Genomic DNA, 21,994 nt, shown 5'->3' on the forward strand with positions numbered 1-21,994 from the left:
AGTTTGGCGGATATTCTGACCATTACTGTTCCGCTGATGCGTGCTGCTGGTTTTTCTCTTTATGGAAAAGCGCCAATAGCTCATCAACTTTATTACGGCCAGCGCCATTGCGGCTGATGGTACGTTTCACCTTAACCACGTTCAACTCCGCACCATGATATAAGCGACGAGTTAATGTCGTATCGTGGTTTGAAATCAAAACAGGAATACCGCGTTCCATCGCTGCTTTTTCAGCAACATCCGCCAGTGCAGCTTGGTCATCTAAGCTAAAGCCATTACCTGCGTAAGAGGTAAAGTTAGCCGTGTTCGACAGCGGTGCGTATGGAGGATCGCAGTAAACCACACAACCTTTACGCGCGCGGCTAAAGGTTTCATGGTATCCCTCACAGACGAAGGTGGCCTTTTTCGCTTTCTCGGCAAAAAACTCCAGCTCAGCTTCTGGGAAGTAAGGTTTTTTATAAGAACCAAATGGAACGTTAAAACCGCCCTTCTTGTTGTAACGACACAGGCCATTGAAGCCGAATCGGTTCATATACAAGAAAGCCAACGAACGATACATGACGTTATCTGTACCATTGAACTCAGCGCGAATATCTAAGAAGGCTTCTTTGCGGTTGTTCTCAGGACAGAACCAGCGCTTCGCTTCCGTGATATAAGTTTCAGGATCGGTTTTAAGTAGGTTGTACAGGTTGATAAGATCGGGATTGATATCTGCAAGCAGGTACTGCTCAAAGTCAGTATTCAGAAATACTGAGCCGGCACCGACAAACGGTTCTACCAATTTACGAGCAGGTGGCAGGTGACGTTGGATGTCTTCAACTAGGCCATATTTACCACCAGCCCATTTTAGAAAGGCACGCTGCTTTTTCATTTACTGCTCTATCTATCAACTCAAAAATAAGGCTGCGGAATGTAACATATTTTGAGGCTAAGCTCAGGGTTATTTCGCACGTTCTATCTCTCGATGTACTTGATTCATCGATTTTGCCCAAGGTTCCAACTGTTGAAGTGGTTTTGATAACGCACTTACCGCGTCTCTCGCCACTTGAATCGTTGGGTAATCTTGATAAGTGATAATAAACCACTTGGTGTCGTTGCGAAGTGTTGGGTAAATACGAACCTTGTTCTCAAGGTCATACTCTTCAATGAAAGATTGGACGTCTTCCAATGAGGTCATCGCACTCAACTGTAGGGTATAAGCTCGCGGCGAGATAGCTTGTAACTCTTCGCGAGAAAATGAGAAGGTGATTTTCTTAGTCGGTGGCGTGGACTGGGTTAGGTCTGCTGCTTCATCGGCTGAAGGCTGTGACTCCACTTTGTCTGCATCTGACTGCGAACTCACCGCGGCAGCTGTGTTTTCTTCAACAGCAGCATCAATCGCACTGGTATCAGCACTTTCAGGTTTATCATCAAGCAAGGCATCAACCACATCAGAGGTGATTACGACACGCTGCTGATCTTGTTCGACTTCCCCAACACTCGCGGTATCTTCAACGACAGTAGGCGGCAAAGATGAGCTATCGTCGTCAGCGCCTTGGTAACTCATGTCAGCTTCGGTTTCAGAATCTACCATTCCGTCGATACCAGCTTGCTCGGTACCACTTTCCACTTCAAAAGTTGGGATAGCTGTCTGTTCAATCGGTGCGATAAGCGACTGCGCTTTATCGTCTGGTGTTGGCTGACTGAACATCCACCAATAGCCGCCACCAATTAAAACCAACAACAAGGCCACCACAATCGCGATATTGATCGGTGAGCCAATAATTGAGCGAATAATAATCCTTTTTTCCACTTTCAATTCTCCTAAAGCCATTAACTCACCGGGCAGAGGTTGCGCTTTACTAAACGCACGTCGCACGCGAGTTTCAGACTCATCATCAACATATCTAATCACCAGTGATTCAAAGAAATGTTCAGCTTCTGGTTGCGAAAGGTCATCGATCTCAAGATCGATAGGCTTGTGTTGTTGACCGTAACTCAAACGCGTTAACAACGTATCTAAGTGGCCAGGTTCCGAGAAGAGAACGATATTGATCGTCCATTGAGGGTTTGATTGAGCTTCTAGTACCAACATCCATAATTCGGATACCAATAGCTCAGAAAGTCGTTGGGCATCATCAACGACGATAACCACACTGCACGGCTCTCCATCCAGTAACCTTGTCAGGCTATCTGATAAAGAATCATGTTGATTAAACAGCGGGTCAGAAACAATTTGGCTAAGAATAAGTGCGCGACGTTGTTGATCGTCCTGGCTTGGATGACAAAGCAGTAAACACTGATTTTTTTCTGTCGACCATGCTTCAAGATAACGCTGAGCCAACCAAGATCGGCCAGAGCCAACTTTACCAGCAACCGTCACAAGATTTGAACCAAAGTTAGTCAAAAGCTGTAAGCGCTCTAGCAGCTCAACTTGAGACTCTAACTCCAATACTCTTAATTCATGAGCCAAACTCATTGGGGATCCCTACTGATAAGATCGATCAGTAAAACGCTTCAGTTGCCTAGAGTTTAGTTAGGCAACCTCACAACCAAATTTAAAGAGTACGGCAGAAATCGATCGCTTGTTTAATGATGTCTTGAGGCACATCAGCAACCACTTCAGCAGTACCAATACTTGTTGGTAATACCAAACGTAACTGACCAGACAGCACTTTTTTATCGCGCATCATATGCTTCATAAAGTCTTCAAAAGACATGCTTTCTGGCGTATGGATTGGTAGTTTCGCATTCTTGAGTATAGAAATAATTCGCTCAAGTTGCTGCTGAGAGATCAGCCCCTGTAATTGAGCTGTTTTAGCTGCCATTACAGTGCCTGACGACACAGCTTCACCATGTAGCCAATTACCATAGCCTAGTTCTGCTTCAATCGCATGACCAAATGTATGACCTAGGTTCAATAACGCTCTGATTCCTGACTCTTTTTCATCTAGAGCCACCACTTCAGCCTTAATTGCACAACAACGAGCAATCGCGGTGATCAGTGCTTCTTCATCAAGTTGACAAAGTTTCTCTAGATTCTGCTCCAACCAATCAAAGAAGGCTTCATCGTAAATGATGCCGTATTTGATCACCTCAGCAATGCCCGCTGCAAACTCACGCTCTGGAAGCGTTGATAAACAGTTGGTATCGATGATCACAGATTTCGGTTGGTAAAAAGCGCCGATCATATTCTTACCAAGAGGATGGTTTACTGCGGTTTTACCACCAACAGAAGAGTCCACTTGAGAAAGAAGGGTCGTCGGGATTTGAATGAAATCAATACCACGTTGGTAACAAGAGGCAGCAAAACCGACCAAGTCACCGATTACACCACCACCTAAAGCAATCACCACCACATCGCGGCTGTAATTTCCTTCAAGCATGTAGCTCATCACTGAATTGAACGTTTCAAGGGTTTTGTACTGTTCACCGTCTGGCAGCTCGAGAAGAGATGTCTGACAGCCGACTTGATCCAATAGCGATAAAATTTTATCAGCATAAAGAGGCGCTACTGTCACATTACTGATAACAACAACTTTCTGCTTACCTGATAAAAAAGAAAGGTACGCCGGGTCTTCAAATAACCCGGCGCCAATAGAGATAGGGTAGCTACGCTCAGCTAGATTGACCGTAATCCGTTCCATGGGTTTGCTCTCCGAAAAAATGAACTTAACGTTCTTCTAGCATTTTTACGATCTGGTTGGCTACCACTTTTGCACTTTGGTCGTCAGTACGAACTGTGTAGTCCGCCACTTCTTCGTATAGTGCGTTGCGAGATACAGCTAGATCTTCTAGCACATCACGCGGGTTGTCTGTTTGAAGTAGAGGGCGTTTCTTGTCGCGGTTAGTGCGAGCAAGTTGCTTTTCAATTGTTGTCTCTAGGTATACAACAATGCCTCGTGCAGATAGACGGTTACGGTTTTCTTTGCTCAACACTGAACCACCACCTGTCGCAAGAACAATACCTTGTTCTTCTGTCAGATCATTGATTACAGATTCTTCGCGCTTACGGAAACCTTCTTCGCCCTCAACATCAAAAACCCATGCGATGTCTGCGCCAGTGCGCTCTTCGATCACAGTGTCAGAGTCTAGAAACTCCATATGAAGTTGGGAAGCTAGGTGTCTACCAATTGTACTTTTGCCGGCGCCCATTGGGCCAACAAGAAAAATATTGCGTTTCTCAGCCATGTTTTTAGCAGTAATTTACAACGTTAATTCAATGACATCGCCACAAGGTAGGTCAGTACAAGTACTGAAATTAAAAGGCCCGTGGCACCGATTCCTCACAGATAATTCGTGATAAGACCCGAAATTATCAAGGTTAGGTGCCACTAATGCAACTTTATTTTTAATCTAATTGTTCATTACTGAATCACAACTTTGGGTGTGACAAAAATAAGTAGTTCACTTTTACCCACATTTTCATAGCTGCGACGGAACAATGCGCCCAAAACTGGCAGGTCCCCCAACAGAGGAACTTTATCCACTGTACTGCTCACGCTGTGCTGAAATATCCCGCCAAGCACGACAGTTTCACCATTATTAACAAGCACTTGCGTACCTATTCTTTGCGTATCAATGGCGACCGCTTCACCGGTTCCAGTTTTTACCACTTGCCCTGGCCTATCTTGAGTCACGCTCAAATCCAATACCAAACGATTATCGGGCGTGATCTGCGGTGTCACCTTAAGACTCAACACGGCTTTCTTAAATGCAACCGACGTAGCGCCACTTGAAGATGACTCTAAGTAAGGAATTTCAGTACCTTGCTCAATATAAGCCGGCTTTTTATTGGTGGTGATTAAGCGTGGACTAGAAATGATTTCAGCTTTTGACTCTTGTTGCAGTGCCGACAGTTCAAGATCGAGTAAGGTATCTGAACCCAGTTTGGCCACCTGAAACGCAATACTCGAGGCGTTCGGCGATGTTGCCCCTAAATTGACGTTGAGATAGTCATCAATCACGCTGCTGCCGCTATCGTCGTCATACGGCGTAATCGCTGATGGGTGGTTACCTTCGATTGAGCCACCAACGGTGAAGCTTCCGTTGGTTGAGGAAACGCCCCAGCGCACGCCAAGCTCATCAAGATTACCCTCAGTAACCGTGACAATACGTGCCTCTATCTGTACCTGCTTCACGGGAATGTCTAACGATTCAATGATGCCTCGGATCACGGCAATGTTTTCTTCCAATTCACGAATGAGCAGTGAGTTGGTGCGCTCATCAATGGTAATCGAACCACGATCGGACAACATGCTGACCGCACCTTCACCTCCAATCATGTCAGCGATATCGGTGGCTTTAGCAAAGTTAATCTTGATGATTTCCGATTTAAGCTCCCCTAACTCCTCTTCTAAGCGCGATTTCTCTAACGCTTGTTGCTCTCGAAGGTCGAGCTCCGCTTTCGGCGCGACCAAGATAACATTGCCATCAACACGCTTATCCAAGCCTTTAACTTGCAAGATAATGTCGAGAACTTGCTGCCAAGGTACGCCATCTAAGCGTAACGTCAGGTTTCCGGCTACCGAATCAGACACCACGAGATTGAAGTCGTTGTAATCGGCAATCAGTTGCAGGACATTTCGTACCGGGATATCCTGGAAGTTAATCGATATCAGCTTGCCCTCTTTCTCTAGAACGCTTTTTTCTTTGGTCGCTTCATCGAGCACCGGTTTGCTGATCACCACCTCAATAAAGCGCCCCTTTAGGTTGTATTCATACTGATAGTCATTGCTAATCGTCGCTAGAAGCCGAGTGCTTGGTGTCTCTTTATAGACTTCAATGCCTTCAACCAAGGTAGCGAAATCCTTCACATCCAGCAGGTAGAGCTTGTCATCATCAACTTGAGTATTGATTAGCTCGATACTTAACCCTTCCTGAGCTCGTTGAACATCCACCACTGCTGTGCTGGTCGCCAGCTCAATAATGATGACGGCGTCTTTATCCTTATTGACCCTAAAATCAATATTCTCCAATTTGTTAGGTAAGCTCTCGGCATGGCTGAGCACGCTAACAACCAACATCACAGACACAGCAAAACCTTGTAGAGCCTTGCTCACTAATCCACTTATTCCTTTAATCATATTTACATCTCATATCCACATCATGTGACATTGGTTTACTTCAGAGCCAGCCTAACGTTGCGCTTATGCCAACAACCTAAGCCATCTGGAAGAGTTTCATTAATCTGAACGTATTGGCTCGTCACCTTAGTAACTCGGCCATTGTTTAAGCCGATAAACTGGCCTTTCTTGACATTTACCACGTTGCCTTTGGGTGTTTGCACTAAGCCAAACACGCTTGAGCCACTGCCCATCACGCCTCTTAAACGAAGCTTACTCAGCGGGTACTTCTCTAACTTGCCATTACGAGAACGGGCGCTGGGTTGCCAACAGTCTTTCTTAACCAAGGGTTGGTTTTGCACAATGGCTTCTTTAGGCAGTTCAAAGGGAGGACGCAAAGATCGGCGCTGATAAGTCGCCGCCGTGAATTCAGTTGCTGGGACAAGTTGCTCGACATCTTTTCTCGCCTTGGCTTCAACCTGCGCCACAAAATCTTGCAGTGAGTCTTGATTAGCTTTGCAGCCTGACAACGCAAGCATCAATACGATTGAGTAAAACGCGCTATTGGGTTTCATCATTAACCTCCGATTTAAACTGGTAGGTATAAGCTCGAACCCTAAAGTGCAGCGTGCTACTTTCTTGACTGACTCGCTGCCAATTCACATCATCAAAGCTAATAATACGCGGCAGCTTGGCGATGGCAGCAGAGAAGTCACCAATCTCGTGATAGTCACCTGTCAGCTCTATATTGAGAGGCAATCGATAGAGAAACTCTTTATTCTGCTTTTGCCCCCAATCAATTCGCGTGAAGGTCAGCGCGTTATCTAAGCCGAGCTCATTCACTGAGGCCAGCATGCTGGCCAACTCCTTTTGAACTGGTAGCTGCTCTAATAGATAATCGTAGCGACTGGTTAGCTCATCCAACTGGCTCTGCAACTTAGGCAAGGCTGCAACCTTATTCGCCTTTATCCTCAAGGTCGTTTTTAAGGTCTGCTCCTGTTGCTTCATCTGTTTCAGTTCCTCGTCGAGCGGCAGCAGATACAGCCAAGTGCCAACACCTTGGATTAACACCATCAACACCAGAATCACGAGAAGCTGAGGCAACAATGGCCATTCGGTGATCTCATCAACATCGAGATCTTGCAAGCTCATCCTGTTTTGCCTACTAATCCTATTTTGAAGGTTAGCCATGATGCGCCCCCTTATCTTTTCTGCTCGCGGTTGTGTTTTCTAAAGACACAGGGCTAAACACAAAAGAGACCTTGAAGGTCTGAAACTCTTTATTGAAGCGCTTGCGGTTATGAACGATAGAGTGCATCTCGACCCCTTTCAAAGAATCTGAACGTTCGAGGTTGTCCAACATGGTGGCGAGACGAGCAGTGCTGTCGCTGATGCCCGACATTTCAATCTCCTGACCATTCATCTTTATCTTGTCGACATAGACACCCTCTGGAATCAGCTCCGGCATCAAGTTCATGAAGTCGGTGGTCTTATTACGGCCAAGCTGCAGCGACTCAACCACATCAAGTCGAGTCAGAATGGCTTTGTGTTCTTGCTCTGCGACTTTTAACGACTGAATTTGTCGGTCGAGCTCAGCAATGTACTGATTGAGGTAATTGAGGCGAGCTTGCTGCTTGGCTTGTTGATCGTGAAAATAGTGACCAACCGCCCATTGCCCTATAAGCGCAATGATGACGCCAAGAATGACCAGATGGATAAAACGCTTCTTGTGCTGAGCACGAATCTCATCACGCCACGGCAGCAGGTTAATTTGATGCAACATGCTTCTCTCCCTGCCACTTGAGCCCACTCATCGCCATACCCGCCGCGATACCAAAGTGTTGCCAGTCAATCGGCAGTCGGCGTCTCTTGGCGACCTTATTCTCAAATAAAGACAAAGGATTCAATGACTCGCAGCTCAACTGAAAATGGCGTTCTAGCTCTTCGGTTACCATAGGGATGCTGGCGCCCTCGCCCATCAACCAAATCCCTGAGATAGGTTGCTGCGCATTTCCCGATGAATAGAGCTGCAATTGACGCTTGAGCTTCTCAATCAGGTTAACAATGAATTGATGTGTCTCTTCCATAGTACCGAACACGCTCTCGATATCACTCGGGTCATCTGAGCTGCGAAGATCTTGAGTGCCAAAGGCGATGTCTTTATAGAAAGGCGCCGAATTCTGCGGGATAACCCCTAGCGAGGTTTGGTCGATTCCAACATCCACTAGCAACCAGTTTTTCTTATCGGGATACAGGCGCGAGGCCAATTGCCAGATATTAAGTAGCCCATGCGCCTGTGTATCCACCACCACAGGTTTGAAGCCAGCCTTGGTTAATGCATCCGCTCGGCTATCCACAACTTCTTTACGAGTGGCGTATACCTGATAACTGCTTGTCGAACCTTTACCAAATCGTTTGTCTTCCAGCTTTACAAAATCTAAACTCAGCTCCTCGATAGGAAAGGGAGATTGATGGGCGAAGGTTTGATAGATAGAAAACTCTTTTTCTCTGTCTTCTAACTCACTCTCTATTTGCAGTACTTTGCTGATTACCGTGTTATCAGGTACCGAAATGGCGACGTTGCGACAGCCAAAAGGCAGTCCTTTCCTAAGTTCTTTAAGTTTCTTAACAGTTTTCTGATACTCCAAAGTATGGTTAGCTGTAAAAATGTCGTCCGAAATCGGCAGCTCTTTGTATCCCACTAGGGCATACAACTCCCCCACGGGTTTTAGTACCACGGCTTTGATGCTGTGATGATTTATATCTATACCTGTAATTAATGATGAACCCATGTGACCTAGCTCCTGAAGTGCCAAGCATTTCGTTGATTATCTAGGGGTTGTGATTATTAGTTAAATAAGCGTTAATAAACGAAAGCTAAGTTTTTAGCCTAGAGTACAAGGGTTTGCTGCTTATCAGCCTTAACTAATCAGGGATTATCCGGTGAAGTTCATAAAGCGATTATTCATATTTACATTGATTTGCATGATTCTTGGAGTCAGTACAATTTTCGGGTTTTATTTTTACGTAAAACCAGAGTTGCCTGATGTTGCCACTTTGCGCGACGTAGAACTCCAAACGCCGATGCAAGTCTTCAGTCAAGACGGTAAGCTGATCTCTCAATTTGGTGAAAAGCGTCGTAATCCAGTCACTTATGACGAGATTCCTCGCCACTTAGTTGAGGCTCTGATTGCCACCGAAGATAGCCGTTTCTATGAACACCCAGGTATTGACCCAATCGGTATCACACGTGCAGCACTCGTGGTTGCAATGTCGGGTTCAGCCAAACAAGGTGCTAGTACCATTACTCAGCAGCTTGCGCGTAACTTCTTCTTATCTAATGAGAAAAAGATTATGCGTAAGATCAAAGAGATCTTCATTGCGATCCACATTGAGCAACTTCTTAGTAAAGAAGAGATCATGGAGCTTTACGTCAACAAGATCTTCCTTGGTCACCGTTCGTATGGTTTTGGCGCGGCAGCACGTGTTTACTTCGGTAAAGATCTTCCTGATCTCACGCTGAGTGAAATTGCGACCCTTGCGGGTATGCCAAAAGCACCTTCGACAATGAACCCTATTTACTCTGTTGAGCGCGCGACTAACCGTCGTAACGTTGTATTGCGTCGTATGTTAGACGAGAAATACATCACTCAAGCAGAGTTCGATGACGCTCGTAGCGAAGAGCTTATCTCGAAATACCACGGTGCAGAGATCGAACTGAGCGCGCCATATGTTGCTGAAGTTGCACGTGCTTGGATGGTAGAACGCTATGGTGAAGAAGCTTATACATCAGGCATGAAGGTCTACACGACCGTTGATTCGAAACTGCAAAAAGCAGCGAACCAAGCCGCAATTAAGAACCTACTTGGCTACGATGAGCGTCACGGCTACCGTGGTGCTGAAAAAGTATTGTGGCAGACTGCGCAATCAGCGTGGGATCAAGAACAAATCGTTAAACACCTTAAGTCTCAACCAACCTATGGTGACCTAGTCCCTGCTGTTGTTACCGCGGTTGATTCGAAAAGTGCTCAAATTTGGGTTAAGAACCAAGGTGAAGGCACTATCGAATGGCAAGGCATGAACTGGGCGCGTAAATTCCTAACGGATAACCGCCAAGGACCAGCGCCTTCTCAAGCGAAAGAAATTCTGGCGGTTGGTGAACAAATCTGGGTTCGCCATGAAGCCGTTACCGGCGATGAAGTCTCTGAAGAGCCGACAGAAGAGTCAGCGACTGCAGAATCAGAAACACCGATTGTATGGCGACTAAGCCAAGTACCGAATGCGAACACAGCATTTGTTGCAATGAACCCGAACAACGGCGCGGTATTGTCGATGGTCGGTGGCTTTAACTTTGTCCACAACAAGTTCAACCGTGCAACGCAATCTATTCGTCAGGTGGGTTCTGGTATCAAACCCTTTATCTACTCAGCAGCGATTGAGAAAGGCTTAACGCTAGCCTCACTGATCAACGATGCACCGATTAACCAATGGGATAAGAGCCAAGGTACCGCATGGCGACCAAAGAACTCGCCACCGACTTACGTGGGTCCAACTCGTTTACGTATTGGCTTAGCTCAGTCTAAAAACGTAATGGCGGTACGTGTACTGCGCGAAGTAGGCCTAGATGATACTCGTAACTACCTAACTCGATTTGGTTTTGATATTGACGAAGTGCCTCGTTCAGAGACCATTGCTCTGGGTGCGGGTAGCTTAACGCCAATGAAAGTAGCTCAAGGTTACTCAGTATTCGCTAATGGCGGCTACTACGTTGAACCTTTCTACATCAGTCGCATTGAGACACCATTTGGTGAGACTGAATTTGAAGCGACACCAAAAGTGGTTTGTAAAGACGATTGCCAACAGCAAATGACCTCAGACCCAATGGCTGATGAGTTTGCAGAGCAAGATGTGGATGCCAAAGTACAATACGCACCTCAAGTTATCTCTGAACAGAACGCATTCCTTGTTCGTGAAATGATGTACAGCAACATCTGGGGTGGCGGTGATTGGAGCGCTGGCACTGGTTGGAACGGTACTGGTTGGCGTGCACAACCGTTGAAGCGTCGTGACATTGGCGGAAAAACGGGTACCACCAACGATTCTAAAGATACTTGGTACAGCGGCTACGGCCCTGGCATGGTGGCTACGGTATGGGTTGGTTTTGATAACCACAACCGAAACCTAGGCCGTACTAAAGCGAACTCGAACCTTGGTAAAAATCAGATTACTGGTGCAGAAGCTGGCGCGAAAACAGCAGAACCTGCATGGGTTGATTTTATGGGTACGGCGTTAGCGGGTGTTCCTGCTGAGCGTAAAGAAATTCCGGAGAACATCGTCCGTGTTCGAATCGACCGTGAAACTGGCTTACTGACCAACAAGTTCGATAGCTCATCAATGTTCGAGTACTTCGAGAAAGGCACAGAGCCAACCGAGTACATCACTGAACGTTTCAATGATGACATCTACTCAACCTCATCAGGTGAAGCAGTAGAAGAACTGTTCTAACTAAGGTTTGTAGAACCTAGTAACATGAACCAACAAAAAGGGTTGATATGCATTCATATCAACCCTTTTTTTATATCTATATCTGACCAGACTAGGCTCTAAATTCAAGCGCTAAGCCGTCTTCTCCAGTTGAGTTCGAATCGTCTCAGCCAATTGCTCGAAACGTCCCTTCAATGGAGAGCCCGGACGGTAGGCAACAACAATGCGACGTGAAGGTGTTGGATTCACAGCAGGTACGTAACACACACCGTCTTTCTGCTTCTCTTTCGGCACCGATAGCTGAGGAAGCAAGGTAATCCCCGCCCCCGCCGCGACCATGTTACGCAGCGTTTCTAAGCTGGTTGCCTTAAAGCGCTCATCATCTTTGGCGCCCGCAGCAAAACAGAAGCCCAAGGCTTGGTCTCTCAAACAGTGACCGTCACCTAGCGCAAGTACGGTTTGTCCATTTAGCTGCAGCATATCGACAGTGTCTTGCTGAGCCCACTCGTGGTCACATGGAACGGCAACACTTAACGGCTCGTCATACACATCGATCTCTTTGAACACCGCCGTTTCATCAACCGCAGCCAGTACTAAGCAATCAAGCTTGCCATCTTCAAGTTGGCTCACTAACTGATGGGTCTGAGCTTCATGCAGGTAAAGCTCAAGATCTGGGAAGCTCTCTTTAAGATGAGGAACAATCTTAGGCAAGATGTAAGGACCCACGGTTGGAATAAAACCAATGTGCATTGGCCCCGTCATCGCTTCACCGTGTCCACTCGCCATATCTTTAAAAGTTTTCACTTCATTGAGAATACGCTTGGCTTGTTCAACAAGTTGTAACCCTGATTCTGTAAATATTACCTTCCTTGGACTACGCTCGGTTAACTGAAGTCCAATTTCATCTTCGAGTTTGCGTATTTGACCGCTTAGTGTCGGCTGACTGACAAAGCACGCTTCTGCCGCTTTTCGGAAGTGTTTATGCTCTGCGAGCGCCACCAAGTATTCAAAGTCACGAATATTCATGATCAGTCTCTTACCTCAGGTTTTAATAAGAACAAGGGGTTTCATAGAAACATTTAAAAGAAAAATGCTCTTGATAGAATTTACCTATCAAAACCATAACATCAAACGATTAGAGCTATCAAAGAATTTATCTAATAATGGGCTCAACAAAACGAAACAGAGCAACGAAAAACGTTAAGCTCTAATAGAACAAAATTAAAAATACTATTTAAGGAAATCAATATGTTTGCATCTAAAGAAGGTCAATCAATCCCTCAAGTAACATTCCCAACTCGCCAAGGCGATGCATGGGTTAACGTAACGACAGAAGAGCTTTTCAAAGACAAGACAGTTATCGTATTCAGCCTACCAGGCGCGTTTACGCCAACATGTTCTTCAAGCCACCTACCTCGTTACAACGAACTACATTCAGTGTTCAAAGAAAACGGCGTTGATGACATCCTTTGTGTTTCTGTAAACGACACGTTCGTAATGAACGCATGGAAAGCAGACCAAGAAGCGGAAAACATCACATTCATCCCTGATGGTAACGGTGATTTCACAGACGGCATGGGTATGCTAGTTGAGAAAAACGACATCGGCTTCGGCAAACGTTCATGGCGCTACAGCATGCTGGTTAAAAACGGCGTGGTAGAAAAAATGTTCATCGAAGAAGACGTACCAGGCGACCCGTTCAAGGTTTCTGATGCAGACACTATGCTGAACTACCTTGCTCCTGAGCACAAAGAGCAAGAGTCAATCACAGTATTCACTAAGCCAGGCTGTCCTTTCTGTATGAAAGCAAAACAGAACCTAATCGACAAAGGTCTGAACTACGAAGAAGTGGTTCTAGGTAAAGATGCAACAACAGTAAGCCTACGTGCAATCTCTGGTCGCACTACCGTTCCTCAAGTATTCATCGGTGGCAAACACATCGGTGGTAGTGAAGAACTAGAAACTTTCCTAGGCTAATCGCTTCATCGCCGATATAGGCTTAGAAGTATCAGCTAACCCACCCTCTTGTGGGTTAGCTATTCCAAACACTCTTATCTGAGTTTTGGGAAAAAGAATATAGCTGGTGACTCGCCTGTCTTTTACTAACCTATAGTTAGCAATAAAAGCAGAGTCACAAGCTAAACCTAATAAAACAGAATCACAAAACTGACCCGCAATCCTGACTCTCAAAAAATCATCAGAGTTGGAGGGGTTCGTTCAAACCAAATTTAGCCATTGCGAGAAAATTATTATGAAACAAGTCAATGTAGATGTAGCAGTTATCGGGGGCGGTACGGCAGGTTTAGGTTCTTACCGCGCTGCAAAAGCACACACTGACAGTGTCGTGATGATTGAAGGTGGCCCTTACGGTACAACCTGTGCTCGCGTTGGTTGTATGCCATCTAAACTGCTTATTGCAGCTGCAGAAAGCGTACACCAAATCGAGAAAGCTCCGGCTTTTGGCGTTCACCCACAAGGCGATATCGTGATTAACGGTCGTGAAGTGATGGAGCGAGTGAAGTTTGAGCGTGACCGTTTTGTTGGTTTTGTTTTAGAAGGCGTTGATGAAATCCCAGAGCAAGACAAGATCTCTGGTTACGCAAAATTCTTAGACGATAACACGCTACAAATTGATGACCACACGGTTGTCACCGCTAAGCGTATTGTTATCGCGACCGGTTCTCGCCCTGCATACCCTGCCGTTTGGAATGAGCTTGGCGATCGCCTGATCATTAACGACGACGTGTTCAGCTGGGATGATTTACCAGAATCGGTTGCGGTATTTGGCCCTGGTGTTATTGGTCTTGAGCTTGGTCAGTCACTGCACCGCTTAGGTGTGAAGACCAAACTGTTCGGTTTGGGTGGTCAAGTTGGCCCAGTAACTGATCCAGAGATCATGACTTATGCAGATAAAGCTTTCAATGAAGAGTTCTATCTCGATGCCGACGTGAAAATCGAAAGCATGAAGCGCATTACCACTGAATCGGGTGAGCCACGTGTCGAAATCCAGTTCATCAATAAACAAGGTGAATTAGAAACTAACGTCGTTGAATACGTACTAGCAGCAACAGGTCGTCGCCCTAACACTGACAAGCTTGGCTTAGAGAATACCTCTCTAGAGCTTGATGAACGTGGTGTGCCAATCGCAGACCACTACACGCTACAAACATCACTACCATCAATATTTATCGCTGGTGATGCGAGTAACCAACTGCCTCTACTGCATGAAGCAGCAGACCAAGCTCGTATTGCGGGTGACAATGCAGGTCGCTTCCCAGAGATTCGTGCAGGCCTACGCCGCTCTAAAATCTCGGCAGTATTCTCTGACCCGCAAATCGCGATGGTTGGTGAAACCTACAAAGAGATCACCACACGCTTGGGCACATGTGGCTGTTTCGCAACGGGTGAAGTGTCTTTCGAAAACCAAGGTCGTTCTCGAGTGATGCTGCGCAACAAAGGTATTCTGCACGTATACGGCGAGCAAGGTACAGGCCGCTTCCTTGGTGCTGAGATGATGGGACCAAACGCAGAACACTTGGCTCACTTGTTAGCATGGGCACACCAGAACAAGATGACGGTTTCTGAGATGCTAGACATGCCGTTCTACCACCCAGTAATCGAAGAGGGTGTACGAACTGCCCTACGTGACCTGAATGCGAAACTGCACCTAGGCCCAGAGATGGTGAAACACTGCCTAGATTGTGGCCCGGGCTGTTAATCTCAGACTAGCGCCAGTCAATTAGCAGTTAACAAACGTTAGATACTAAAAAGGAAAGCCATTGGCTTTCCTTTTTGTTTTTGGCAACGAGTAAACTATAGATTCCCGATTACGCTCCTTCGTCGCTCTCGGGAATGACAGCAATTTTCATACACGTCTAGGCGAAGCTAACCAGAATAACGGTGCTTTTCAAAACGCGTCTAAACTGAAGCAAATCAAAGTGACGCATCAGCTAAACCAAAACTAAACTCGTCATTCCAGAACCGAGGGACGAGGTATCTGGAATCTCTTGAAGCCATTGCGTCACTAAAAGCTTTAAGCAATTACTTCTCAGCAGCAATCACAGAGATCTCAACAAGTAGCGCTTCGCGAGCCATGTCGCCAGTCACACATGCGCGAGCTGGAGCGTGACCTTCTGGTACCCATGCATCCCACACTGCATTCATTTCTTGGAAGTCTTTCATGTCTTTCAAGTAAATCGTTGCTGACAGCATGTGCTCTTTGTCGCTGCCTGCTTGCTCAAGTAGCGCTTCTACTTTATCTAACATGGTTTGAGTTTGTTCAGTGATGTCTTTAGTTGCATCAGCACAAACTTGGCCACATAGGTAGATAGTACCGTTGTGTTTAACAATACGGCTCATACGTTGCTTGGTTTCTTGGCGCTCAATCATCGACTTTCTCTCTCTGTGTCACCGTGATCCAATATCTTGTGACGTGTTATTATCAGGGCAACAAGCATAACGCGAATCAAACCCAAGATGACATGCATTCATTGCAATAAAAGTGAAAAAATCCGTAACAAACTCGGTCGCTGCCAGCGTTGCATGAATCAGCTGATGGTGTTGTCGATTTTGAGTTGGGGAGTATGGTGGCTGTTTTTCAGAGAAGACCCAAAAACCATCAATGCCATCGCGTTGATGATGGCCGCTTTCGCGTTCAGTGGCTTGCTGTCGTTGCATTGGATAATGAAGTTTGTGGTGCTGCCTTTAAGGAACAAAAAGCGTTAACAGAGAGACGTTGCTCGATAAGCGATAAAGGCTAGGTGCCCAATTAAATGACCCGACCTAGCAAGCCATCATCATTTCCCGAACAGCAGATAGAAAAAAGCCCCAGAACCAATCGATTCTAGGGCTTTCTTAGAAAATTCTAAGAAAAAGCAGTGGTACTTTAATAGACCGGGCTTTTCTTAGTTTGTTCCCAAAAAAGATCAGATTTTTGATCTTTTTTTTAGGAGCTATAAAATCAATGCCTTATGCAACATTAACCTTAGCAATTATCTGCTCTACCAAGTTCACTTCCAATGCCACTTCATCACACGCATGTTGACGAGGACACTGGTCACAATCTTTCAGTACCTTCTCAGGCAGCAGAGATTTCGATGTTGGTAAGAAATCATGCTTCATAAAGAACTCTGGAGTACGAGTCAGCACAAACACCTTCTTGATGGCCATTTGTCGCGCTTTCTCAACCAAGTGCTGCACAATTGCGGTACCCTGCCCTTGACCTTGCCAGCCAGCTTCGACACCCAGTGAACGGATTTCCGCTAGGCCAGAGTCATACACATAGAGTGATGCACAACCTGTCACCTCACCATGATGCTCTGCGACCGCAAACGAGCCAATATCACGCACCAGTTCATTACGAGAACGAGGTAGGTTTTCACCCATGTTCGCCCAGTAAGCGACCATACCTTCCAACGCTTCAATATCGGTCAGACGAGCAGGACGAACCTTGACGATGGACGTATCACGCTGTGATAAACGTTTCTCAGCTTGGTCAACCGCGTAAGCCACTTGCTGTGGAGATACACCGCCTAGCGCGCTACGTTTTTCAAGACACGATTCAATGGTCAGGATGTCATACACATCTTCCTCAATCACCTCAGAGAACTCTTTCATCTCTGCGATGGTTAATTCTTCTAATGCACAGCCTTTAGCAATCGCCGCCACTACCGTCACACCAACAATATGGTGAGCTTCACGGAAAGGAATCCCTTTCGCTACTAGGTAATCAGCCAATTCAGTTGAGTTCGCGTAGCCTTGTTTCGCGGCTTCAAGTGTACGTTCGCCGTTCACTTTAATGCCGTCAAAACAGAGTGCTGCCATTTCCATACAATCATTCCAAGTATCTAAAGCGTCGAACAGACCTTCTTTATCTTCTTGCATGTCTTTGTTGTACGCCAAAGGCAGAGCTTTTACTGTCATCATCATTGCCGCTAATGAACCGTAAACACGGCCAGTTTTGCCACGGATAAGCTCTAGCGCATCTGGGTTTTTCTTTTGTGGCATCAGAGATGAACCTGACGTCACGGTATCCGCTAACTCGATGAAGTTTGATTCACCTGAGTTGTAGAAAATCATATCTTCTGCAAGACGCGAAAGGTGAAGCATAGAGATAGAAGCAATCGACATTAGCTCCATCACATGGTCGCGGTCAGAAACTGAATCTAGAGAGTTGCGCGTTGCACGACGGAAACCTAAGTTGTGAGCTAACTCTTCACGGTCCATCGGGTAAGCTGTTCCAGCAAGGGCACCAGAACCCAGCGGACATGTGTCTAGACGCTTAATCGCATCATTCAAACGTGAATAATCACGCTCAAGCATTTCAACGTAAGCCAAGCACCAGTGAGCAAAAGTTACCGGCTGAGCACGTTGTAAGTGAGTGTAGCCAGGAAGCACGGTTTCTTGATGCTGAGAAGCAACGTTCACCATTTGGCTTTGTAGGCGATCCAATGCCAGTAGCAGTTGGTTACCTTGCTGACGACACCATAGTTTCAGGTCTGTCGCCACTTGGTCGTTACGAGAACGGCCAGTGTGAAGTTTTTTGCCCAAGTCACCGACTTTGCCGATAAGTTGCTGCTCAACCCAGCTGTGAATATCTTCTGCATCAGAACGTAGAATCTGTTCAGGATCTTCCATCACCTCAAGTTTTAGCTCATTCAGCGCTAACTCAAGCTTCTGTTGCTCTTCTTCTGTTAATACGTTGACCGACAGTAGAGCTTTAGACCAGGCAATTGAGCCCACAATGTCTTGCTCAGCCAATCGGTAATCAAAACGAAGAGAATCGTTAAAATCTTTGAACCGGGTGTCTGCTGCTTGGGTAAATCTACCGCCCCATAATGCCATTGTGTATCTCCTAATTGCACAGTGCTCACTGTTTTTGCAAATGATAATTCTGATTAAGATTCAGTATTTTTCTGATGGTTTAAACTTACGGCAATTCAAAATGAAAATAAAGTATTAATTCATTATTTTCACATATTTATTCACCAACAGTTCAATCCATTGATTATTTTTAGCGTGGAGCGCGAATTATATGCCATCCGATAGGAAAAACCGAAGCTGATTTATTAGGCAAATAGAAAGTAAAAAGCCCACTCACTAATCAATAGTGAATGGGCTTTGCATAATAATGTCTGTTTACTAACCTTCAATCTTTCATCAAAGGCTAGATCACTAACTCATTGTTAGGATTACTTTTGGCTATTCAAAGCACGGATACGGCTTGATAGCGAGTAAAGGCGGATGAAGCCTTCAGCATGGCTTTGGTCGTAAACTTCATCTTCACCAAAGGTTGCAAACTCTTCTGAGTACAGGCTGTTGTCAGAACGCTTCTGAGTCACCGTTGCATGGCCTTTGTAAAGCTTGATAACCACTTCACCATTCACGTCTTGTGCTAGCTCTTCTGTCGCGGCAAGGATTGACTTACATAGTGGAGTGAACCAACGACCATCGTATACAAGGTGAGAAGCCTTAACACCGAGCTCTTCACGGAATTCGAATGCCGCTTTATCAAGAACCAGTTGCTCTACTGCACGCAGTGCTTCCATCATGATTGTGCCACCCGGAGTTTCGTAACAACCACGAGACTTCATGCCAACAAGACGGTTCTCTACGATATCGATACGACCAACACCGTGCTTAGCACCTTTCTCGTTTAGGTAAACCAGTGCGTTGTATGGCGTCATTGTTTCGCCATCAACCGCAACCACTTCGCCTTTTTCAACTTTAAGCGTCACTGTTTCAGATTCGTTTGGCGCTTGCTCAGGGTCTACAGTCCAAGCCCAGCAATCTTCGTTAGGTGCATTCCATGTGTTTTCTAGAACGCCGCCTTCTGTTGAGATGTGCCATGCGTTTGCATCACGCGAGTAAATCTTAGTAAGAGAAGCCGTACAAGGGATGTTACGCTCAGCCAGGTAATCTAGACACTCTTCACGACTCACTAGATCCCATTCACGCCATGGTGCAATTACGTGTAGATCAGGTGCTAGTGCAGCAAATGCGCCTTCAAAACGAACTTGGTCATTACCTTTACCAGTACAGCCGTGACACAGTGCGTCTGCACCTACTTTACGTGCGACTTCAACCTGTGCTTTCGCGATGATTGGACGCGCCATCGACGTACCTAGTAGGTATTTACCTTCGTAGTAAGCGCCCGTTTTCAGCGTTGGGTAGATGTAGTCAGCAACCATCTCTTCTTTAAGGTCTGCGATGTAACACTCAGATGCACCAGAAGCTTTTGCTTTCTCTTCGATACCAATCAACTCTTCGTCGCCTTGACCAACATCCGCAACAAACGCAACCACTTCACAGTCATAGTTCTCTTTCAACCATGGAATGATTACTGATGTGTCTAGACCGCCAGAGTAGGCTACTACAACTTTCTTTACGTTAACTTTGCTCATTTTCTTTCTCCTAGTTTCCATACTGCACATGGCGGTCAGCGTTGGAAATGACTTCATAATTATATGTTTATTTAATTTGTCTAAATTCTTTAAGTAGTGACTCGTTGTGAGACCTACTGAGGTAAAAACTGTGTTCCTATGCTTTTACCTGAAAACAGTTGTGTTAGCTTTTCTGGGTATCGCCAAGTGGCAACTTCGATTGGTCGTCCAAGGTCGTTAGCGGCTTCTAGTGCGGCTTGAACCTTAACGATCATGCCGTCGGTAATCACTTTGCCTGTAATAAGGTCATCAGCTTGTTGTTGATTAAGGCTTGGAATGAGGTGACCTTTGCCATCCAACACACCACTTACATCAGAAAGCAGTACCAGTTCAGCATCAAGCGCGCCTGCAACGGCAACCGCAGCTTGGTCGGCATTGACGTTCATCAGTTGGCCTTGCTCAGTCAGACCAATCGAGCTAATGATAGGCAGTGCGCCCGCATTAAGAATCGCTTGCAGAACGGTTGAGTCGCCCGGCTCCGCTTTTCCTACCGCCCCCAGTTCAGGGTTCAGTTCGCTCACTTTGCATAAACCACCGTCTGCTAGGCTTAAACCAACGGCATTGATACCGTCTTTAATCGCCTGACCTTGAAGTAATTTATTCGCCGTGCCCGCTAATGCACCAGCGATCACTGGGATCTGATCATAAGGAGTAACACGTAGCCCTTCTTTCTTAACGGTTTCGAGGTTCAACTTATTCATCAAATCATCAACAAGGTAACCGCCGCCGTGAACAATCACGATTGGTCGTTGTGCCTGTTGTTGGTAAGCAGAGATAGCACCAAATAACTTGCTAAGTGTTTCACCACAAGATAGCGCAGCGCCACCTAACTTGATGATTAATGGTTGATTATTAAGGCTCATATCTAGATTTCCTTACACTAACGCAGTTAATGGCGCAAAACCATAACGTAAATTCAAACACTGCATCGCTTGGCTAGATGCACCCTTTAATAAGTTATCAATCGCTGAAACAACGATGATGTGATGACCTTGAACCTTCCAACCTAAGTCGCAGAAAGGCGTCTGCTCTACATCTTGAATTCTTGGCAGTGTCTCTTCGAGAAGTCTCACTGCAGGTTTACCTTGGTAAGCTTGCTCGAAGGCATCTTGTATCTGTTGTTCTGTCACGCCTTCAGCCAATTTCATGGTAATGGTTGCCAAAATGCCACGCTTAAAGTTGCCGAGGTGCGGGGTAAAAATCACATCACATCCTAAATGTGCAGCCATTTCAGGTTGATGACGGTGATTGAATACACCATAAGCTTGCAAGCTCACTTCGCAGAAGCTGTTGACCATCGTCGCCTTGCGGCCTGCACCAGTCACACCGCTGGTTGCGTTAATCACTGGCCATTGGTTTTCATCCAGTAACTTGGCTTCAACCAAAGGCTTAATCGCCAGTTGTGATGCGGTTGGGTAACAACCCGCGACAGCGACAAGCTGAGCTTCTTTAATTTCTTGTTCGTTCCACTCAGCTAAACCGTAAGCCGCTTTGTCTAGCCATTGTTCGTGTTGATGTTCAAAACCGTAAAACTCTTGATAGAAGTTTTCGCCTTTAACTCTGAATGCACCCGATAGGTCGAAGACTTGGCAATCGTTCTCTAGAAAAATTGGCGCTAGGTCGTGACTGACTTCGTGTGCCGTTGCTAAGAAAATCACATCAGATTGTTTAGCTACTTCTTCCGGATTTGTTAAAGGTTGTACTGGCATATCAATCAAGCCAGCTAACTTACCGTGCAGTGCCGCAATAGGTTTACCTGCGTCTACACTATTGGCTGAGACATATAAACCTGATAGCGTGAGCTCAGGGTGTCTGTTTATCATTAGAGCCAGTTCTGCTCCTGTGTAGCCGCTTGCGCCAATGATCGTGGTTTTCAACATCTCAACACATCCATTTTTGAGGTAAGTTACATTTCAAATTTGACTATTCATACTTAATTTTTAGCTTTATTTGATTTCTTATGCATTAAATATGATTTAATATGTGTTTTACCGACTTATGGTTTTCCTGTCAATAGTAGAAGTG

At 45.8% G+C, this 21,994-nt stretch carries 20 protein-coding genes; 5 read left to right on the forward strand and 15 right to left on the reverse strand.

The window, feature by feature from the left end; all coding sequences use genetic code 11:
- Positions 1–22: 22 nt before the first annotated feature.
- The 9 genes from AB4585_RS14215 to pilM form a co-directional block, all read right to left on the reverse strand.
- Positions 23–871, reverse strand: coding sequence for a Dam family site-specific DNA-(adenine-N6)-methyltransferase (locus AB4585_RS14215; protein ID WP_048605377.1), 849 nt, complete (start codon positions 869–871; stop codon positions 23–25).
- Between the two features lie 69 nt (positions 872–940).
- Positions 941–2,458 carry an SPOR domain-containing protein gene (locus AB4585_RS14220; RefSeq protein WP_372170094.1) on the reverse strand — a complete coding sequence of 506 codons (1,518 nt, stop codon included), beginning with the start codon at positions 2,456–2,458 and terminating at the stop codon, positions 941–943.
- A 79-nt stretch (positions 2,459–2,537) separates the two neighbouring features.
- Positions 2,538–3,626: a 3-dehydroquinate synthase gene (aroB, locus tag AB4585_RS14225; RefSeq protein ID WP_372170097.1), complete on the reverse strand. Its 1,089-nt coding sequence runs from the start codon at positions 3,624–3,626 to the stop codon at positions 2,538–2,540.
- Between the two features lie 25 nt (positions 3,627–3,651).
- Positions 3,652–4,170 carry a shikimate kinase AroK gene (gene aroK, locus AB4585_RS14230; protein WP_017061125.1) on the reverse strand — a complete coding sequence of 173 codons (519 nt, stop codon included), beginning with the start codon at positions 4,168–4,170 and terminating at the stop codon, positions 3,652–3,654.
- Positions 4,171–4,346: 176 nt separating this feature from the next.
- The gene (locus tag AB4585_RS14235; protein WP_032545762.1) at positions 4,347–6,065 is read right to left on the reverse strand and encodes a type IV pilus secretin PilQ; all 1,719 of its coding nucleotides are present in this window, start codon (positions 6,063–6,065) and stop codon (positions 4,347–4,349) included.
- A 35-nt stretch (positions 6,066–6,100) separates the two neighbouring features.
- The gene (locus AB4585_RS14240; protein ID WP_017063694.1) at positions 6,101–6,619 is read right to left on the reverse strand and encodes a pilus assembly protein PilP; all 519 of its coding nucleotides are present in this window, start codon (positions 6,617–6,619) and stop codon (positions 6,101–6,103) included.
- Positions 6,606–7,235: a type 4a pilus biogenesis protein PilO gene (locus tag AB4585_RS14245; protein ID WP_372148396.1), complete on the reverse strand. Its 630-nt coding sequence runs from the start codon at positions 7,233–7,235 to the stop codon at positions 6,606–6,608. Before AB4585_RS14245 ends, AB4585_RS14240 begins: the two co-directional genes overlap by 14 nt.
- Positions 7,228–7,827 carry a PilN domain-containing protein gene (locus tag AB4585_RS14250; protein WP_017061129.1) on the reverse strand — a complete coding sequence of 200 codons (600 nt, stop codon included), beginning with the start codon at positions 7,825–7,827 and terminating at the stop codon, positions 7,228–7,230. The genes AB4585_RS14245 and AB4585_RS14250 overlap by 8 nt, the downstream gene beginning before the upstream one ends.
- A complete protein-coding gene (gene pilM / locus AB4585_RS14255) occupies positions 7,811–8,836 on the reverse strand; it encodes a type IV pilus assembly protein PilM (RefSeq protein WP_017061130.1) in 1,026 nt (341 codons plus the stop codon). Before pilM ends, AB4585_RS14250 begins: the two co-directional genes overlap by 17 nt.
- A 151-nt stretch (positions 8,837–8,987) precedes the next feature.
- On the opposite strand from pilM, the gene AB4585_RS14260 reads away from it, so the two are divergent.
- Positions 8,988–11,549, forward strand: coding sequence for a penicillin-binding protein 1A (locus tag AB4585_RS14260; protein WP_032546261.1), 2,562 nt, complete (start codon positions 8,988–8,990; stop codon positions 11,547–11,549).
- Between the two features lie 111 nt (positions 11,550–11,660).
- Here AB4585_RS14260 and oxyR read toward each other — a convergent pair whose 3' ends face one another.
- Complete coding sequence (oxyR, locus tag AB4585_RS14265; protein ID WP_017061132.1) at positions 11,661–12,554, reverse strand: DNA-binding transcriptional regulator OxyR; 894 nt, start codon at positions 12,552–12,554, stop codon at positions 11,661–11,663.
- Between oxyR and AB4585_RS14270 the strand changes: the two genes are divergently transcribed.
- The 3 genes from AB4585_RS14270 to AB4585_RS14280 all read left to right on the forward strand — a co-directional run bounded on the left by AB4585_RS14270 (position 12,553) and on the right by AB4585_RS14280 (position 15,246).
- Positions 12,553–12,732 (forward strand): hypothetical protein, encoded by a 180-nt coding sequence (locus tag AB4585_RS14270; protein WP_017068839.1) that lies wholly within the window; start codon positions 12,553–12,555, stop codon positions 12,730–12,732. The two genes, oxyR and AB4585_RS14270, sit on opposite strands and share 2 nt — an antisense overlap.
- A 44-nt stretch (positions 12,733–12,776) precedes the next feature.
- Positions 12,777–13,505, forward strand: coding sequence for a glutathione peroxidase (locus tag AB4585_RS14275; protein WP_017061133.1), 729 nt, complete (start codon positions 12,777–12,779; stop codon positions 13,503–13,505).
- 274 nt (positions 13,506–13,779) lie between these two features.
- Entirely contained in the window at positions 13,780–15,246 is a 1,467-nt protein-coding gene (locus AB4585_RS14280) for a dihydrolipoyl dehydrogenase (RefSeq protein ID WP_372154435.1), read from the forward strand.
- A gap of 323 nt (positions 15,247–15,569) precedes the next feature.
- Here AB4585_RS14280 and AB4585_RS14285 read toward each other — a convergent pair whose 3' ends face one another.
- Positions 15,570–15,917: a RidA family protein gene (locus AB4585_RS14285; RefSeq protein ID WP_004729674.1), complete on the reverse strand. Its 348-nt coding sequence runs from the start codon at positions 15,915–15,917 to the stop codon at positions 15,570–15,572.
- A gap of 87 nt (positions 15,918–16,004) precedes the next feature.
- Here AB4585_RS14285 and AB4585_RS14290 point away from each other — a divergent pair, with 87 nt between their 5' ends.
- Positions 16,005–16,253 (forward strand): DUF3624 domain-containing protein, encoded by a 249-nt coding sequence (locus tag AB4585_RS14290; protein ID WP_050642919.1) that lies wholly within the window; start codon positions 16,005–16,007, stop codon positions 16,251–16,253.
- Between the two features lie 243 nt (positions 16,254–16,496).
- Here AB4585_RS14290 and argH read toward each other — a convergent pair whose 3' ends face one another.
- The 4 genes from argH to argC all read right to left on the reverse strand — a co-directional run bounded on the left by argH (position 16,497) and on the right by argC (position 21,849).
- The gene (gene argH, locus AB4585_RS14295) at positions 16,497–18,371 is read right to left on the reverse strand and encodes an argininosuccinate lyase (RefSeq protein ID WP_017061136.1); all 1,875 of its coding nucleotides are present in this window, start codon (positions 18,369–18,371) and stop codon (positions 16,497–16,499) included.
- A gap of 347 nt (positions 18,372–18,718) precedes the next feature.
- The gene (locus tag AB4585_RS14300) at positions 18,719–19,930 is read right to left on the reverse strand and encodes an argininosuccinate synthase (protein WP_017061137.1); all 1,212 of its coding nucleotides are present in this window, start codon (positions 19,928–19,930) and stop codon (positions 18,719–18,721) included.
- Between the two features lie 113 nt (positions 19,931–20,043).
- Positions 20,044–20,832 (reverse strand): acetylglutamate kinase, encoded by a 789-nt coding sequence (argB, locus tag AB4585_RS14305; RefSeq protein WP_017061138.1) that lies wholly within the window; start codon positions 20,830–20,832, stop codon positions 20,044–20,046.
- A gap of 12 nt (positions 20,833–20,844) precedes the next feature.
- Entirely contained in the window at positions 20,845–21,849 is a 1,005-nt protein-coding gene (argC, locus tag AB4585_RS14310; protein ID WP_017061139.1) for an N-acetyl-gamma-glutamyl-phosphate reductase, read from the reverse strand.
- Positions 21,850–21,994: the final 145 nt, after the last annotated feature.

It is taken from the genome of Vibrio sp. 10N.222.49.C9 (assembly GCF_041474985.1).
In the GTDB taxonomy this organism is placed as follows: domain Bacteria; phylum Pseudomonadota; class Gammaproteobacteria; order Enterobacterales; family Vibrionaceae; genus Vibrio; species Vibrio crassostreae_C.

Excerpts from the sequence above, each read along its gene's own strand:
- argB (WP_017061138.1), bottom strand. The coding sequence starts at position 20,832 with ATGAGCCTTAATAATCAACCATTAATCATCAAGTTAGGTGGCGCTGCG.
- pilM (WP_017061130.1), bottom strand. The coding sequence starts at position 8,836 with ATGGGTTCATCATTAATTACAGGTATAGATATAAATCATCACAGCATC.
- aroK (WP_017061125.1), bottom strand. The coding sequence starts at position 4,170 with ATGGCTGAGAAACGCAATATTTTTCTTGTTGGCCCAATGGGCGCCGGC.
- AB4585_RS14250 (WP_017061129.1), bottom strand. The coding sequence starts at position 7,827 with ATGTTGCATCAAATTAACCTGCTGCCGTGGCGTGATGAGATTCGTGCT.
- AB4585_RS14300 (WP_017061137.1), bottom strand. The coding sequence starts at position 19,930 with ATGAGCAAAGTTAACGTAAAGAAAGTTGTAGTAGCCTACTCTGGCGGT.
- AB4585_RS14285 (WP_004729674.1), bottom strand. The coding sequence starts at position 15,917 with ATGATTGAGCGCCAAGAAACCAAGCAACGTATGAGCCGTATTGTTAAA.
- AB4585_RS14235 (WP_032545762.1), bottom strand. The coding sequence starts at position 6,065 with ATGATTAAAGGAATAAGTGGATTAGTGAGCAAGGCTCTACAAGGTTTT.
- AB4585_RS14290 (WP_050642919.1), top strand. The coding sequence starts at position 16,005 with ATGACATGCATTCATTGCAATAAAAGTGAAAAAATCCGTAACAAACTC.
- aroB (WP_372170097.1), bottom strand. The coding sequence starts at position 3,626 with ATGGAACGGATTACGGTCAATCTAGCTGAGCGTAGCTACCCTATCTCT.
- AB4585_RS14275 (WP_017061133.1), top strand. The coding sequence starts at position 12,777 with ATGTTTGCATCTAAAGAAGGTCAATCAATCCCTCAAGTAACATTCCCA.
- AB4585_RS14270 (WP_017068839.1), top strand. The coding sequence starts at position 12,553 with ATGATCAGTCTCTTACCTCAGGTTTTAATAAGAACAAGGGGTTTCATA.
- AB4585_RS14245 (WP_372148396.1), bottom strand. The coding sequence starts at position 7,235 with ATGGCTAACCTTCAAAATAGGATTAGTAGGCAAAACAGGATGAGCTTG.
- AB4585_RS14220 (WP_372170094.1), bottom strand. The coding sequence starts at position 2,458 with ATGAGTTTGGCTCATGAATTAAGAGTATTGGAGTTAGAGTCTCAAGTT.
- AB4585_RS14240 (WP_017063694.1), bottom strand. The coding sequence starts at position 6,619 with ATGAAACCCAATAGCGCGTTTTACTCAATCGTATTGATGCTTGCGTTG.
- AB4585_RS14215 (WP_048605377.1), bottom strand. The coding sequence starts at position 871 with ATGAAAAAGCAGCGTGCCTTTCTAAAATGGGCTGGTGGTAAATATGGC.
- oxyR (WP_017061132.1), bottom strand. The coding sequence starts at position 12,554 with ATGAATATTCGTGACTTTGAATACTTGGTGGCGCTCGCAGAGCATAAA.
- AB4585_RS14280 (WP_372154435.1), top strand. The coding sequence starts at position 13,780 with ATGAAACAAGTCAATGTAGATGTAGCAGTTATCGGGGGCGGTACGGCA.
- argC (WP_017061139.1), bottom strand. The coding sequence starts at position 21,849 with ATGTTGAAAACCACGATCATTGGCGCAAGCGGCTACACAGGAGCAGAA.
- argH (WP_017061136.1), bottom strand. The coding sequence starts at position 18,371 with ATGGCATTATGGGGCGGTAGATTTACCCAAGCAGCAGACACCCGGTTC.